Origin of the sequence: Paracoccus liaowanqingii (genome assembly GCF_004683865.2) — a bacterium.
GTDB classification, from domain to species: Bacteria; Pseudomonadota; Alphaproteobacteria; order Rhodobacterales; family Rhodobacteraceae; genus Paracoccus; species Paracoccus liaowanqingii.
In genome coordinates, this window is sequence record NZ_CP040765.1 from 140782 (window position 1) to 155326 (window position 14545).

The following is a 14545-nucleotide window of genomic DNA, read 5'->3' on the forward strand; positions in this document are numbered from 1 at the left end:
TCAGGCTTCCTTGCCATGGAACAGGGTGCGGAATTCGGCGCGGACCTCTGCGCTGTCGAACAGCGTGAAGCTGGACATGATCCGGGCCCGCTCTTCCTTCTGGCGCTCGTGCAGCACCGCGATCAGGGCGCCGATGCTTTGCGCCAGGACCAGGTCCTGCTTCTGCCCGATCGGCTCGTGGGCCTCCATGAAGTCGCGCAGCGCGACCTGCTGGACCGAGTAGTCGTTGAACAGGCCCAGATTGTCCTGCAGCGCCTTGAGGGGCTTCAAGAGGGGCTTGACCGCGTCGGCGGGAAACAGCGGGGCGAAGAACTCCATCAGATAGCGCAACTTCTTGCACAGGATCCGCAGCTCGTGGACCTGCGTGTCGGGGGTCTGGGCGGTGATCTCGCGGGCGATCCTGCAGACCTTGCGATAGCGTTTCCAGATCAGCCGGCGGGCATAGTCCTGGACCTGATGGTCGGCCTCGGGGCCCTTGACCGGGCGGTCGGGCGCGTCGAACAGCGCCTGCAGGTCGGAAATGGCGCGGTCATGCGCCGCGCTGCGCAAATTGGCCGCGACCGCCTTGTGCGCGCGGCGCCGTTCCTTGGCGAACATCGCGAACATCAGCTCCAGCCCCTGGTGCAGGGACGCGGGCAGCATGGCGAAATAGTCGTCGCGGGCCAGCAGGTAGACGTCCAGATCCCGCAGCCGCCCGGTGGGGGCCATCAGGTCCGAGGCCGCCTGCTTCAGCGCCGCCGTCTGGTCGTCCGAATACACGCCCTTGAACAGGCTGATGACCGACCGGACCTTGCGCAGCGCGACGCGGTAATCGTGCAGGAATTCCGTGTCGTGATCGGCGATGATCCCCGCCTCGTTGCTGCGGGCCACGCGCAGATAGGCGGTGATGATGTCATTGGCGGCGCGCCACGCGGTATCGTCGCCGGCGACCGGGACATCGGGCTTGGCGACATAGGGGACATGGGCGGGAAACAGCAGGGGCGCCACGGCGGCGACGCTATCCGCCCCGGGGGCGGCGGCGGCCTCCAGATGCCCGCGCAGGGCGTCCAGCGCGCGGTCGTAGCCGCGCAGCCCCTGCAGGGCGGCGAAGGTCACCGGCGCGCCGTCGCCCTTGGGCTGCAGCGTCGTCAGCCGGGCGCGCACCTGCGTCTTGCCCTCGTCATCGGTCAGGGACAGCTGGCGGCTGCTGATCGTCCCCGAGCCGACGCTCAGCAGGCTGCGCAGCGGAGAGACGCACTGCAGCGCCGCCCTGACCGGCCCCTCGGCCAGATCGGCCACGAAATTGCCGGGGCGCCCGGCCTTCTGGGCCATGACGCCATCCGTCTGGTGCAGGATCAGGCAGCGCCCGGTCTCGATCAGCAGCTGGCCGGCGCTGCGGACCGATCCGTTGAAATCGTCCAGCAGCTCGAACGGGGCCTCGGCCGCCAGATCGGTCACGCCAAGGTCCAGCGCGCCGACCTGCGGCCCCAAGGCGTCGTCCGCCAGCGCCCCCGCCAGGACCAGGATCGTGTCTTCGGATCGGCTCATGATGTCTTGGCTCCCGCCTTTTTGAGATAGCCTTCGACAAGCTTCTCCATGATCTTCTGGACGCTCGTATCGTCTTCGATCGCCCGCGTTTTCAGTGCCTTGAGCGTCTTTCGCTCGAGTCGCAGCGACGTGTTGACCTTCTTGGTATCGTCGGACTTAGAAGCAGCGCTTTTGCTTTTGGGCATGGTCGTCACCTGCATTAGTTGACGTCATGATGTCGTTACGAGAGTCGTAAAAGCAAGACGGCTTTTGCCATGTTGGCGAGGTTCCGCCCGCAAGATGGTGCGCCTTTCAGGGCGGGCGGGCTTGCTGCGCCACGCGGATGTCTTGAAGCAGGCTCACCGGATCAAGCGTTGCATGCTGGGCATCGAGTGCATCCTTCAGCGCCTGCAGTGTGCGTGGATTCCCGTTACGCCTGGTGCGAGATTGTGACCTCGCGAAAATTATCGACAGGTCAGCATTGGCCGCAGGATCGGGCCAAGGTCCAACGTTCAGTTTCTGAGAGCGCACGTCTGCTCTTCCGATAATCGGCAATCAAAAGGCGGCAAATTCCACTCTGATGTGCCCGAAATTCTGAAAGCGCCTTAACTGTTCTGCCTTATCATTGTCTTCCTCAGCTTCCTTCGACAAACGGTCGGTCACCATCCGATTGAAGGCACCCGCACGTGCAACGAGCTCGGCAATCTCGGCATGAAGGGCCTCTGCCTCTTCCCGTTCCTGTGAGGTATACGGCCGGGCATCCGCGTCGAGGAGCCTGCGCTCTTGATAGGCGGCCTGCTCCAACGCACTCTTGACCCGCATCCGTATGGAGCGCCCGGCAGAGGTTTCATCAATCAAACAACGTCCCCTCCCATGACCTTCGGTATTACTTCGTCGCAATTGGCGGTGCTATAGTAGCTTCGTTGTCCCGCCGAGGTTTGACACCAATGGAGGTTCATTGGAAGATGAAGTGTAAAGCCCCACTACATCAATTGGCCATCCGGCAGGCGAAAGCTGTAACGATCCACAAAGGGAGCGGTCATGTCATCGATGCCCTTTGACTAGGTCATGTTGTCAAGTCCGGACGTGGCCGTAAATGATGGATCTCTGCCGTCGGTGCGTCGTCTTGGTAAGACGCCGTAAATAGCGCCACAGCTTCCATATGCAGATCACCCGAGGACTGCATGTCAGTCCAATCCAAGCAAAAGCGTTCGCAAAATTGGAACTGTCATTAATGATAGTAAACTCGATGCGCGCCCCGGCACTCGGTTCTCGAACTGCGGGCTTAAAGATGGACATCAAGCTGGTGTGCCGAATTAAAATTACGTGAAAGTACGGAACAGTTGGTAGAGCTGTCACAAATAACTTGAAAATAATTCGCGGAACAGGGGCGGTGGTTTGCGGTTCGTGGCCTGCATCAAGTCGATGCATCACACGTACAGGAGACTTGAAATGCAGAAATTACTCGCCACCGTCGCCGCCTTGGGATTTGCCGCACCGGCATTTGCTCAGGAAGAAAGCCAAATGAGCATGGAGGAAGTTCCCCAAACCGTGATGGAAGCAGCGCAGTCCGAGGCGGAGACCAGAAACGTGACCTTGGAAAGCGTCCAAATGGATAGTGATCAAGGCACAGAAACTTATGAGCTCTCCGGCACCATGGAAAATGGGATGATGTTCGAGATCGACGTTCTGGAAGACGGCACAGTTGAAGAAATCGAGGAAGAGGTCGAAATGTCAGCGGTTCCCGAGGAGGTATCCGCGGCTCTCGAAGAGAACCTCCCCGGTTTCCAGCCGGACTTCATTGAGAAAAGCACGCGTCCCGCCGATGATGGCCGTGTCGTCTATGAATTCGAGGGATCGCATGACGGAAACGACGTCGATGTCGAGATCAATGAAGACGGCACGAACTACATGATGAACGAGGACACTGCTGGCTGAACTATACGCAAGTACGGCTTTAGACTTTAAGGCCGGTACGGCAGGCATTGATGTCCACAAGGCGGAATACCTGCCGTACAGCGGTTTTCAAGAAATCAGTTTGTGTAGCAGTAGCGCGCAGCACGCGCGTCAGTCTTCACTGCCCCCTTGCTGCGGCTCGAGCATTGACTGAAACTTATCGGATCGTGCCTGCAACCCGATCCAATATACAGACTCAGAGGTGGCCCGGCTCTCGATGGTGCGTATTCCAAAAGTATTCATCGACTCCACGGGATCGTAGGCTGCTATTCCACTCCTCGGGAAGTCTGCCTGATTGCGGCAGGGGGTCATTCCCGACCCGTCAGGGCATGCAACTTCGTTAAAACCAAGCGCTGCCGCTTGCTCTTCCCGGCCGGAGGCGTTCAATGTGCGTCATCAGCGAAGCGATCTAGATTAGCATCAGCCTGGATCGGGCCACCGATGGTGTCTTATGAATGCTCGGCCAAGGGTTGCTGGTGATAATTGCGAAACTACCGCTGGACGGTCTTCATGGACATCTCACAAGTCTCGCCTTTCCAGAGCTGGCAGCACTGCTAGGCTTTAATTGTGGGGGATCGGCAACTGGATCCGCTCGGTATCTTTCGACCTCTTGTTTTGCCGCTGCCGTGCGAGTCAAGTTAATGTGGGGGGTAACTATGACGGTTTGATACCCTCGGGTGGGACCGGCTCCAGGAAGCTGAGCGTTCGCTGCGGAAAGGGGATCTCGATACCGGCGTCGTCCAAGGCGCGCTTCACCGAACGAGCCACCTCGTCGCGAGAACGAAGTTCCTCTACCGGCGTTGACCCGGCCCACCAGCGCAACACGAAATCAATCGAGGAGTCTCCAAAACCTTGGCAGAACACCTCGATTTTTTCCGCCGCATCGACCGTATCAAGGCCTGAAAGCGCCTCGTAGAAAACCGCCCGAGCGTGCTCCAGTTCGGTACCGTATGCGACACCCACCTCCAGCGTTATCCGGCGCAGAGGCCGGTCGGTCAGCACCGTGGTCGGGTTGCTGTAGATGAACGAGTTCGGCACAAGCACAAGCTCACCTGAGCGCCGCCGCAGGTAGGTGTCGCGGATGGTGATCTGTTCCACCTGGCCCTCGATCCCCTGGCAGAGAATGTCGTCGCCGATGCGCATCGGTTTGCGCAACAAGATCAGAACCCCGGCAAGGTAGTTCTCGAAGATGTCCCGAAAGGCCAGCCCAACGACTAGCGAGCCGACCCCAAGGCCTGCGACTACGTTCGTGGCAGACATTCCGGGAAAGATCAGCGTTGCCGAGACGATCAAACCACTGAACCAGATCAAGCTTCGCGTCAGTGTCCTCGCCGCAGCAATCAGCGCCGGGCGTCGATGCCAGCGCCTGAGCAGGCGAGCTTCCCCCCGCCAGGCATAACGTGCTAGCGCCCAGGTCAGGACCAAAACGATGAGCGCGGCGATGAGATTGGGCAAGAGCGCGACAAAACTCGCTGCCAGACGGGCTAGCTCGAAACTCAGGATGCGCAAGGGTTCTATATCAGCAATCATCGGCTTCCGGCATCCTGGCCACGTTTGGGAACGACGTCGCCCGCGACGCAGTTCCGCGTGCACCACTTTGCTTAAGTTTGCAGCTGTCACTACATTGGCAAGGCGCTAAAGCAACGTCCACATTTTCCCGCCCATTCTAGGGTAGGGTAAGGCCTTCCTGAAATGGCAAGGGTGGTGCGCAATGTCATCATATGGCACACTTCAAGTGACGATTGGGGCAGACATTGTCGGCTTGCCTCGATCATGAAGCGTCCGAACCTTACTGATGGCCGCAATCCCGATACGGCGGATGCCGTGGCGCTGCCGGGCTTTTGGGGGGCCAGCATCAAATAAGATGCAGGATTATCCTGTGAAGCAGCTGCAGATGATAAGGGCCCCTCTAGGGGCCCTCTCCGGTTGTGATAACTGAGAAAAGTTATGCGTTTTCAGAACTTTCTTCGTCGTACTCCGCGGCGGCTTCGTTGATCGAGCCTTCAGCGATTTCAGACAATTTGCGGTCTGCAGCGCCTTCCTGGGCCAGAATCGTATCGAGATGGGCCTTCGCCTCATTTAAACCAAGAGCCTCTGCAAAGGCGCTCATCGAACCATAGCGCGTGATCTCATAATGTTCGACGGCCTGGCAGCTGAAGATAATGGCGGCATCTGCTGCAGCGCTGTCGCCGAAATCCTCTAGGAGGCTCTCGCTCTCCTCAAGGATGCCGTCTATCGCATCGCATTTTTCAGCCTTGGCACGCTTGTCGAGCAGCACGAAAATTGCTTCGAGACCTTCGATCTGAACGGCGGTTTCCTCGCGGTGCTGGGTTAGCGCCGCGACCAAGTCCGGGTGATTGGCCGCCTTGATCATCTTGGGGAGGGCTTTGTAGATTTTCTTTTCTGCATAATACATGTCGGCCAGCGCATGTTCGAAGAGGTCGGCAAGTCCCTTCTTGGAGGTGTTCTGCTTGGATGCCTTGGCTGATCGCGCTTTTGCGGCGATTGTTTGCGAGCGCTTCGCAAGTGCCTCGGGGCTGGCTTTTTCAGTCTTCCCACCGGTTACTTTGCTCGACTTCGCAGCTTTCGCCTTCGTGGATGTTTCATCAGCAGATTTTTTAGCTTTTGCCATGATCAAGTTCTTTCTTGGGGGTCGGTCAGATGTAGTTGAGATTGCTTACTGAAACGCCGTTATCGAAGCGGCTGTTCCCGAGATTGGTTTGCAACATTTATCAGGCGGGCAGCAGGACGTGATCTAATACCGCTTTCTCACGGCTTCAGTTCGGGCGATCTGGTCACCTATTCGCCGGTCACGGAAACCCGGGACGCGATGACGGTCGCAGAGATGTGCGAAGCACCATCACGCAAAGCGACAACACCGCCACCAACCTGCTGCTGGACCGCGTCGGGGGGCCACAGAATTTAATGAATACCTGCGCGCAATCGGGGACGACACGACGCGGCTGACCGGAAACGAGGCCGACATGCCCACTCCCAACCATGCCGTTGCCCGCATCGGCGCCGCTATTGTGAGCGAAATCACTGCCGCCAAGTGAAACAGGTTACGCACATCGCTTAACGCCGAACACTTCCGCCAGATGACGGCGGCATCGGTGCTCAGCCGAGACATATCTTCGGTGCTGGACCACCCCGTTGTTTGCGGTGCATGCATCATCCAGACGTGCGCCCGCAAGGATCATTCCTTCGCGTGCGCGTGTCGTTCAGGGCTTTCAGACAGCCCCGCCAATACGTTTCCATCGGTCGGCCTTCACCCGCGCGTCCAACAACCGTTCGTACAAGATCCGGTAGCTCGGAATGTGCTGATAGGCAGAAAGAGCTTCGATTATCAGGTCGAGATCTCCGTGTGAGAAGGTTGTCACGATCACCTCTTCCTGCATGGTTGCCTCCAGCGTATTTTGATTGAGCGCTCAAATGCCATTAACCCATGCAGGTTGCAGCTTGAAATGAGCTTTGGCGCCATCGGCAGATAGCGGCTCATGAGCCACGTTCATGCCGCGAACTTGTAGAGTCCTTGCCCGGAAATTCGGCTGAAACGCCGTTATTAATGAAATTAAGTGTACGATGTTGAAGATCACCGTCGATGACGCGGGACACCCTTCCTTTCCAGGAGTGTCGCACTACGATATTTGTAGTAGCCAGTCTATGGGGGAACCGATGACCATTCAGGGGCAAAAGGGATTGCGTGTGATCATACTGCATGGTGCGCACGGAGGTCCCGATACGAACTGGTTTCCTTGGCTTCATGACGAGCTTGAGCATGCAGGGATCGAGGTAGTGCGACCCCGGTTTCCCACACCTCAGGGTCAGTCGTTGGAAGCGTGGTTAGACGCTTATGACCACGAAGTCGCACTATTGGCTTCGGCTCCCACCATTCTCATTGGTCACAGTCTCGGGGCCACAATGGCGTTGCGGCTGGTAGAGAGGACCGCCGAGCCGTTTAGCGGGATGTTCCTAGCCGCAGGATTTATCGGTGCGCTTGGTCTGCCCGACTACGACGACATCAATGCCTCCTTTTTCGCCAAACCATTCGACTGGAAAGGCATTGGTGATCGAAAAGGAAGTGTGTGCTGCTGCTGGGCCGGGGCCGACGATCCATATGTTCCCCTTCTGCGCTCGCAGGAACTCGCAGATTATCTTGGTGCACCCCTTGAGGTGGTTCCGGACGGTGGGCATCTGAACGGCGAAACGGGTTTCACCACCTTTCCGCAGATGCGTGACGCTATCCTGGCGGCACGTGCGAACGTGGTAGGTTAGCAGCGCCCGTCACGAAGCCCCTACACCGCGTCGCCGCCAGCCTTGCGGGACCTAGCTGCCGCTCGCCTCAGTCGTAACTTTGCGATCCTTCTCCCAAGTTGAGCGAGTATGCCGCCTGACCACCCGTCTTAATCAATCGCTTTACAAAACTAGTTGTGTAGTTTTTATTTCGCTTATGACAACGATCAGCTCAAACGCCCGCGCACTTGCCGCCCTGGGGCACGATGCCCGCCTTTCCATTTTTCGCCTGCTCGTCAAGGTGGGCGATGAGGGCCTGAGGGTCAGCGAAATTGGCGAGAACCTCGGCTTTGCGCCGTCCACACTTGCCCACCATTTGTCCGCTCTGGTCGATGCGGGGTTGGTGCTGCAAGAACGACAGGGCAGAGAGGTCTTCAATCGTGTCGATTACCCTGCCATGCACCGGGTTCTGAAGTTCCTGACGTCCGAGTGCTGTTCGGGTGTGACTGGAACGACGACTATAAAATTGGGCTAACTATCACTCGTTTGTCGGATAATAAAACTACAAATCTGGTTTTACAGTCGCGACGCTTCCAGCGTCCCGTCTCGTCCTCCATCCAGCCCGCGGCGTCTCCTGCTGATGTCATCCGGCTGGTCCGCCTCGACACTCAGCATTTTATGCCGCCAATCCCAGATAGGCTTTCCGAACATGCCCCTGATCCGTCCTCGCCAAGTTCCCCTGGTCGCCGCCCTCGGGGCGACGCAGATCATCGGTTATGGATCCATCTACTATGCGTTTCCAATTCTGGCCCCTGCTGTCGCGCAGGAGTTTCAGGTCAGCGAGCCGTTCCTGTTTGGTCTGCTCTCAGCAGGTCTGCTGCTAGGTGGGTTTGCCGCACCCACTTTGGGGAGATTACTGGACCGCATCGGTGCGGGACGGGTCATGACTATGGGCAGCTTTGCGATGGCGGTCCTCCTCATCCTTCTGGCGTGGGCACCAAACATTCATGCGTTTGGTGCCCTTACGATCCTGATCGAGATCCTCAGCTTTGCTGTCCTTTATGATGCCGCGTTCGCCATGCTTGCGCAGAAGCGTCCGGGCGAAACCCGGAAAGCGATCACGCGCCTGACCCTGATCGCAGGGTTTGCGTCGACGATCTTCTGGCCCCTCAGCGGGATGCTGGTGATGGAAATTGGCTGGCGGGAAACGCAGCTGGTCTTTGCAGCGTCCCACCTGCTCTGCGCGGCACTGCATTTCAAGATGACGACCACTCCGGTCATGGACACGCTTGCTCTCCCGACTGACAACGCGGCTCCGGGCCCGGCATGGGTGCCGGCCGTTATGACCGAGGCGGTCGCGCTGCGCGCTTTTCTTCTACTGGCCTTGGGATTTGCGCTGACTGGCATGGCCATATCCGCCGTCACCGTTCATCTGGTAGAGATCCTGCGCTCGCTGCACCTGGGGGAGGCAGCCTATCTCGCTGCGATGGTCCTGGGCCCGGCACAGGTTGCCGTGCGCCTGATGGACGCAACCGTATGGCGGGACCGGCACCCTCTTTTTATCGCTATTTTGTCGGCAGCGGCGATCGTCACGGCCATCATCCTGCTGCTTTTGCCGGGTCCCGCCTCGCTGATAGCCTTCGCCTTTGCCGCAATCATGGGAGCCGGGGCCGGCCTGTCCAGCATCGTGCGCGGCGCCGTCCCGGTCGCTCTATTCGGAGCGTCTGGACTGGGGCAGCGGTTGGGGCGCCTGGCGGCGATCCGCAGCATTATGGGCGCGTCATCGCCCTTCCTCTTTGCCTGGGCCGCAGCTGCCTACTCCATGTCTTGGGCGGTGGGGGCTGCCCTCGCTTTGGCGGTAGCTGGTTTGGCAGCGATGGTGGTGCTTCAACAGAACCTCCAACGCAACGGTATTGTGCCGCCGCTTAGGTCAAAGCCTAGGGTCCGAATAACGGCTTAGGGCTCTTTACGTCGATGCCCGTGCGCTGCGTCGCTGGAAGCTATGCGGGACCAACCGGACAGTCAGCCTTCTACGGAAAATCGGTGGATCATGGCTACCCGACGAGCAGGGTTGTGCCCTCTATCTAGTTCGTCATGAATTACGGCAGAGAGAGCTGTGGGAGCTTCAGTGACAGAAATTTCAAAAAAGCCAAGCTTCTCATAGAATGGCATATTGAAGGGCGCGTACCTATCCGTAGAAAGCATTGCTCCCCAGAGGCCGCGTTCTCGGCCGATGTGCAGCGCGTGTCGTATCAACGCGCTGCCGATGCCCTTACCTTGCCATTCGCGCCATACGTCAATTTCCCCGATGTAGAGACCGCCATCGCGCTCAAGCCCTGCAAGAAAGCCCAATGGCTGGTCTAGCTCGTCAACAGCAATAAAGACCAATTTCTCAGAAATGGCCTGCTCCATTAGGTGCCGCGGGGTTGCCGATGGTGAGGTTGAAACTGACGCACCCGCTGTGATTAGAGACCAGTTCGCGTCGATCTCCACCTGTGCAAGTACCTTAAGATCACTGCTGCCACCTAGCCTAATAGTGAAAATGGGCCTCTCTGCATTTGAATCATTGACTGGCATTCCGGCTCCATCAGGTGAACGACTCCACCCGCTATTACTAAGACGCTACGACCACATGTCACCTTCAGCATTGGCCGATTAGGGCTCTTCACGTCGATGACCCTTCGCCGCGTCGCCGGAAGCTATGCGGGACAAAGCATCGGCCTCATTATTAATACAATAGTGAGGCGGCTGGACTGCAGCCGCAATCCAGCCGTGCAGCGGAGCCGCTTTACCGAGCCATGACAGTTCGTCAGATTGTGACAACCTCTCCGTCTGCCGGTATCAGCAGTTTCTGTTCGAATCCTTCCTGCACCGAGAAATCGCGCAGAACCTGACGGCTGAGGATACAGTGATTGATGGCTTCCATATGGCTCGCGATTAAGATGGCTTCGGGGGCGGCACGGTGAACGGACAGCACATCCTCGGTCCCCATGATGATCGGGTCAAACCCCATCATGACAGCGTTTCCGGCGTTTAACACGATGGCGGCGGGTTTGTGGGTGTCGATGGCAGCCTGCACATGCGTGTTCCAAATTGTATCGCCAGCAACATAGACTGTCGAAAACTCGGGGTGGCTGAACACCACACCACAGACATCGCCCATGGTCGGAAATGCCTCCAACGTCGCGTCGGTGCCGTGCTGACCGCCGGTTTTGATAAGGCTGACGCCGTTGAACTCCGTCGTCTCGGTCAGGACCCGCACGTCGGTGAAGCCATCGGCGCGGATCAGCCCCACATCATGTTCGCTCTGCGCAAAAATCGGCTTGTCGCTTGCGATCGCCGCCTTTGCAGCGTCATCCCAATGGTCGAGATGCAGATGCGTGACGATGACCGCATCCGCAGCAGCAAGGTCTTCTTGCGGAAGGGGCAAGGGAACCAGCGGATTGCTGAGATGACTGCTGGCTGAGGCCGGGAAGCCAGGCAGGGTGCCCTGCTCGGCGAACAACGGATCGATCAGGAACGTTACACCGCCGATTTCGACGAGGATGGTCGCGTTGCGGACCTGAGTAACCTTAACGGCTTTTGATGCGCTGGCAGCATTGGCAATGCCTCCTGTCGCGCTCATCAAAGAGGCCGCGGCAATCGCGCCGCCCGTCATCATAAGCGCCTGGCGCCGTGTCAGTCCGTGTTCTGTCTTGAAGTCCATGGTCCAGTTCTTTCGCTGCCTTGTCCGCTGGTGCAGGGCAAGGTCGATGAGAGGTGAGAGATAGGAGAGGCGATGACAGCAAGCCGACGAACAGGGGCATTTCCCCGCGGCGTCCAGATAACCGTCAATAATTTTGGATCGATAAAGGCAGTTGGTGTGCGGCCACCGCTTAGACCCATTGAGGGGCGGCCGACCGCACGTGCCGGACGACAGTATCAGCTGCGAACGAAATCCTCTGTGCTGATGACGTCGCCATAGAGGAACGCGAGGGCCCCCATGATTGCTGTGTGAACATGCGCGGCGGGGGCGGTCTGCCCGCCAAACTCAATATCGCGGGTCGCACAGGCATCGTGGATCGTGGTCGTGTTGAAGCCATGGTCGTTGGCGGCGCGCGTGGTCGCGTCGATGCACATATGGCTCATCGCACCGATCACGATCACATCCTTGATCCCCTTTTCGTCGAGGAGGGCTTTCAGGCCGGTGTCGCGGAACGAATTGGGAAAATTCTTGGTGATGACGGCCTCGTCGCCCTTGGGTGCCACGACCTCATTGATCTCCGCACCCTCGCTGCCGGGGACGAAGATAGGACCGCCCGGCACTTCATGGCGGATGTTCACCACCAGATCACCTTGGGAACGGGCATGCGCGATCACGCGGGCCGCGTTTTCGGCCGCGGCCTCAATGCCTTGCAAAGGCATGTTGCCGGTCGGCCAGTATTCATTCTGAAGATCGACAACGAGAATGGCACGATTGGACATGAGAGCCTCCATAGGTTCGGTTGAGTGTTGCACTGAATATCGTTCTGCGCGATAGCGCTGACCACTGGCGCAATCGACATAAACAAAGGCAATAACGACAATGAGGCAGGCGACAATCGGCATCGTTCTGTATCCGGGCGTCCAGATGTCGGCCGTCCTAGGGCTGACGGACCTTTTCGCGCTTTCCGAGCGATCTGCGGAAAACGGTAGCGGAGCCCTGCCACGCCTGCGCGTCCGCCATCTGCATTTCAGTGCAGCTGCAGAGCCCGATATCGTCTTCGACAGCGACACGGCATCCAGTGATGAGGGGTCGACCCGCTGCGAGGTCCTACTTCTGCCGCCCTCTCTGGAGCCACCAATTGTCACCGAGGCCGCCGCGCCCATCGCGCGCTGGCTATGCCAGCATCATGCGGAAGGGTCAGTGCTGGCTTCCGTCTGCGGCGGCGCCTTCTTCCTTGCTGAAACGGGACTGCTTGCCGGGCGGACCGTTACGACGCACTGGACGTATGCGCAGGCGCTCCAAGATCGTTGCCCGGATGCGCAGGTCGATGCGGACCGGCTGATCATCGATCAGGGCGACATCATCTCCGCCGGGGGCCTGATGTCCTGGATCGACCTCGGTCTGATCCTTGTGAACAGGTTCCTCGGCCCCGTCATCATGGCCCGAACCGCACGGATGATGCTCGTCGACTTGCCCGGGCGCGAGCAGAGGTTCTACAGCAGCTTTGTGCCACGGCTGTCCCATGGCGATGCTGCCATCCTCAAGGCTCAGCATTACTTGCAGGCGCAGGAGGGCAAAGAGACCCGGCTGGCTGTTCTGGCAGAGCAGGCAGGGTTGGAAAAGCGGACCTTTCTGCGGCGCTTCCAGAAGGCCACCGGATTGATGGCGACTGATTACGCTCAGCGCCTTCGGGTGGCCAAGGCGCAGGAGCTGCTGCAGTTCGGGAAACAACCTGTGGAGCGTGTGGCCTGGCAGGTTGGCTATTCCGACCCAGGGGCCTTCCGGAAGGTGTTCCACCGGATCGTCGGTCTGACGCCTGGCGAGTATCGGCAACGGTTCTATGCCTGAACTAACCTTGCCCAATGGGGCGTCAGAGGTGGTTTCTGAGGCGGTTCGGGGAACCCTGAGGGTGCCTCTGCAAATCGTTGATCTGACTTAATTGATAGCCGCGGGGGCAATGGAAGAAGCGGGCCCGTCACGCATTCCCGTTTCCTACAGGCAATGGTGATACCAAAAAGTGGTGCCTCAGGTTTTTTGTTCTACGCTATGGGTGAGCCAAAGCATGATCGCCTCGCGAGGCGCGCCGAATGTTCCGAAACTGCCGAACGCTGAAAGGCAAGCGGCAGCGTCTTTCACAGGCTTTGGGCGATGGCCGTGGTTGGCCTGCCATACACAAACGATCTCGCCCTGTTCGTTCGTTTCAGCGATCAGCATTCCGTTCGTATTCATTGTTATTCCAATGTTTTGATCCAATTTCGCCACGGGTGATAAGCTTGCTCATGACGATGGACCATATACCAAAGTGTCAGGGTTGTGTCTTTCAAAGATGGGCGTGCTGACGGCTTCACGCTGCGTGGGCCGAATGCCCTGTCGGACAAGCAAGCGATGCAGAGTTATCCACATTTTTCGGGGATCGTTTCGGGGGTAAATCCCTTATTCGCTTTCGAAATAAGGGGTTGATTCAGTGGCTTGGCTTGGTCTCCAGAGGAGCACGACAGGACCTTGAAGTACGAAGATAGGTGACAGCTCTTGTGCCTATGACCAAAGGTTGTCTCGGCTTTGAGTATGATCGGGACAAGGCATTCGAATGACCTGAGAGGCACGCATTGTTACAAGATCATGCTTTGGTTGTCTTAAGAGTACGTAAAGGCTCTTCTGCGAGACTATTAGTTCAAGGACGGGGCGGGACCATGACCTGGCTATCGGGTCTGAACCAGACGAGACGGAGGGTGCCATGGATGGTGCTATGCTGACTTTCGATGGATTTACCCGGTTAGCCGGCCGCGTAGAGGCGACCGACGATTACTTCGAGTTTCAGACGGATGCAGCCTTGAGCAACACGCAGCTGAACGAGCTTCATCGCGCCACGATTGAGATCGATGGGACAACGGAAGGTGTGCTCGTGGAGAGTACGGATCGATTGGCCCCTACCCCCGATCGAAACGGCATGCAGACTGGCCTCCGGCTAACATTACGTCGCAATATTGGGCTTTCCGTATCGACGGAAAAAGCGACGCAATAAGTCGGATTTATGGAACGCGTAGGCATAAGCGTGAAATTTCAGACGCTGCTCTGCAAGTTATCAATGCATGATAATCGCCGTTTATCGGCGCCGTCCGGTCTGTGTTGGGCGGCGCCGTTAATTTCAGGCAAGTGCATCCAGCA

At 58.2% G+C, this 14545-nt stretch carries 17 protein-coding genes; 7 read left to right on the top strand and 10 right to left on the bottom strand.

Annotated features, from left to right (window positions below):
- From E4191_RS22730 to E4191_RS22740, 3 genes are all read right to left on the bottom strand, one after another.
- Entirely contained in the window at nt 1-1527 is a 1527-nt protein-coding gene (locus E4191_RS22730; RefSeq protein ID WP_139616556.1) for a CHAD domain-containing protein, read from the bottom strand.
- On the bottom strand, nt 1524-1727 hold the full coding sequence (locus tag E4191_RS22735) for a hypothetical protein (RefSeq protein ID WP_228461942.1): 204 nt from the start codon (nt 1725-1727) through the stop codon (nt 1524-1526). The genes E4191_RS22730 and E4191_RS22735 overlap by 4 nt, the downstream gene beginning before the upstream one ends.
- Nucleotides 1728-2061: 334 nt before the next feature.
- The gene (locus E4191_RS22740) at nt 2062-2364 is read right to left on the bottom strand and encodes a hypothetical protein (RefSeq protein ID WP_139616557.1); all 303 of its coding nucleotides are present in this window, start codon (nt 2362-2364) and stop codon (nt 2062-2064) included.
- Nucleotides 2365-2958: 594 nt separating this feature from the next.
- On the opposite strand from E4191_RS22740, the gene E4191_RS22745 reads away from it, so the two are divergent.
- Nucleotides 2959-3444, top strand: a complete 486-nt coding sequence (locus E4191_RS22745; protein ID WP_168217466.1) for a PepSY domain-containing protein — start codon at nt 2959-2961, stop codon at nt 3442-3444.
- 672 nt (nt 3445-4116) lie between these two features.
- On the opposite strand, the gene E4191_RS22750 is transcribed toward E4191_RS22745, so the two are convergent.
- Both E4191_RS22750 and E4191_RS22755 read right to left on the bottom strand, forming a co-directional pair.
- Nucleotides 4117-4992, bottom strand: a complete 876-nt coding sequence (locus E4191_RS22750; RefSeq protein WP_135817890.1) for a mechanosensitive ion channel family protein — start codon at nt 4990-4992, stop codon at nt 4117-4119.
- 415 nt (nt 4993-5407) lie between these two features.
- Nucleotides 5408-6094 (bottom strand): YciE/YciF ferroxidase family protein, encoded by a 687-nt coding sequence (locus E4191_RS22755; protein ID WP_139616559.1) that lies wholly within the window; start codon nt 6092-6094, stop codon nt 5408-5410.
- Nucleotides 6095-6309: 215 nt separating this feature from the next.
- Between E4191_RS22755 and E4191_RS24435 the strand changes: the two genes are divergently transcribed.
- Entirely contained in the window at nt 6310-6429 is a 120-nt protein-coding gene (locus E4191_RS24435) for a serine hydrolase (protein ID WP_135817888.1), read from the top strand.
- 263 nt (nt 6430-6692) lie between these two features.
- On the opposite strand, the gene E4191_RS24000 is transcribed toward E4191_RS24435, so the two are convergent.
- Complete coding sequence (locus tag E4191_RS24000) at nt 6693-6860, bottom strand: hypothetical protein (RefSeq protein ID WP_176562864.1); 168 nt, start codon at nt 6858-6860, stop codon at nt 6693-6695.
- Nucleotides 6861-7137: 277 nt separating this feature from the next.
- Between E4191_RS24000 and E4191_RS22765 the strand changes: the two genes are divergently transcribed.
- From E4191_RS22765 to E4191_RS22775, 3 genes are all read left to right on the top strand, one after another.
- Nucleotides 7138-7737 carry an RBBP9/YdeN family alpha/beta hydrolase gene (locus E4191_RS22765; RefSeq protein ID WP_176562865.1) on the top strand — a complete coding sequence of 200 codons (600 nt, stop codon included), beginning with the start codon at nt 7138-7140 and terminating at the stop codon, nt 7735-7737.
- Between the two features lie 175 nt (nt 7738-7912).
- The gene (locus E4191_RS22770; protein ID WP_135817886.1) at nt 7913-8230 is read left to right on the top strand and encodes an ArsR/SmtB family transcription factor; all 318 of its coding nucleotides are present in this window, start codon (nt 7913-7915) and stop codon (nt 8228-8230) included.
- A gap of 174 nt (nt 8231-8404) precedes the next feature.
- The gene (locus E4191_RS22775) at nt 8405-9655 is read left to right on the top strand and encodes an MFS transporter (protein WP_176562866.1); all 1251 of its coding nucleotides are present in this window, start codon (nt 8405-8407) and stop codon (nt 9653-9655) included.
- A gap of 62 nt (nt 9656-9717) precedes the next feature.
- On the opposite strand, the gene E4191_RS22780 is transcribed toward E4191_RS22775, so the two are convergent.
- The 3 genes from E4191_RS22780 to E4191_RS22790 form a co-directional block, all read right to left on the bottom strand.
- The gene (locus E4191_RS22780) at nt 9718-10188 is read right to left on the bottom strand and encodes a GNAT family N-acetyltransferase (RefSeq protein ID WP_176562867.1); all 471 of its coding nucleotides are present in this window, start codon (nt 10186-10188) and stop codon (nt 9718-9720) included.
- A gap of 316 nt (nt 10189-10504) precedes the next feature.
- On the bottom strand, nt 10505-11401 hold the full coding sequence (locus E4191_RS22785; RefSeq protein ID WP_228461943.1) for an MBL fold metallo-hydrolase: 897 nt from the start codon (nt 11399-11401) through the stop codon (nt 10505-10507).
- 215 nt (nt 11402-11616) lie between these two features.
- A complete protein-coding gene (locus E4191_RS22790) occupies nt 11617-12159 on the bottom strand; it encodes a cysteine hydrolase family protein (RefSeq protein ID WP_139616563.1) in 543 nt (180 codons plus the stop codon).
- A 100-nt stretch (nt 12160-12259) separates the two neighbouring features.
- Between E4191_RS22790 and E4191_RS22795 the strand changes: the two genes are divergently transcribed.
- Nucleotides 12260-13228 (top strand): GlxA family transcriptional regulator, encoded by a 969-nt coding sequence (locus tag E4191_RS22795; protein WP_139616564.1) that lies wholly within the window; start codon nt 12260-12262, stop codon nt 13226-13228.
- A 177-nt stretch (nt 13229-13405) separates the two neighbouring features.
- On the opposite strand, the gene E4191_RS22800 is transcribed toward E4191_RS22795, so the two are convergent.
- On the bottom strand, nt 13406-13642 hold the full coding sequence (locus E4191_RS22800; protein WP_139616565.1) for a hypothetical protein: 237 nt from the start codon (nt 13640-13642) through the stop codon (nt 13406-13408).
- Nucleotides 13643-14126: 484 nt separating this feature from the next.
- On the opposite strand from E4191_RS22800, the gene E4191_RS22805 reads away from it, so the two are divergent.
- Nucleotides 14127-14402, top strand: a complete 276-nt coding sequence (locus E4191_RS22805; protein ID WP_139616566.1) for a hypothetical protein — start codon at nt 14127-14129, stop codon at nt 14400-14402.
- Nucleotides 14403-14545 lie beyond the last annotated feature (143 nt).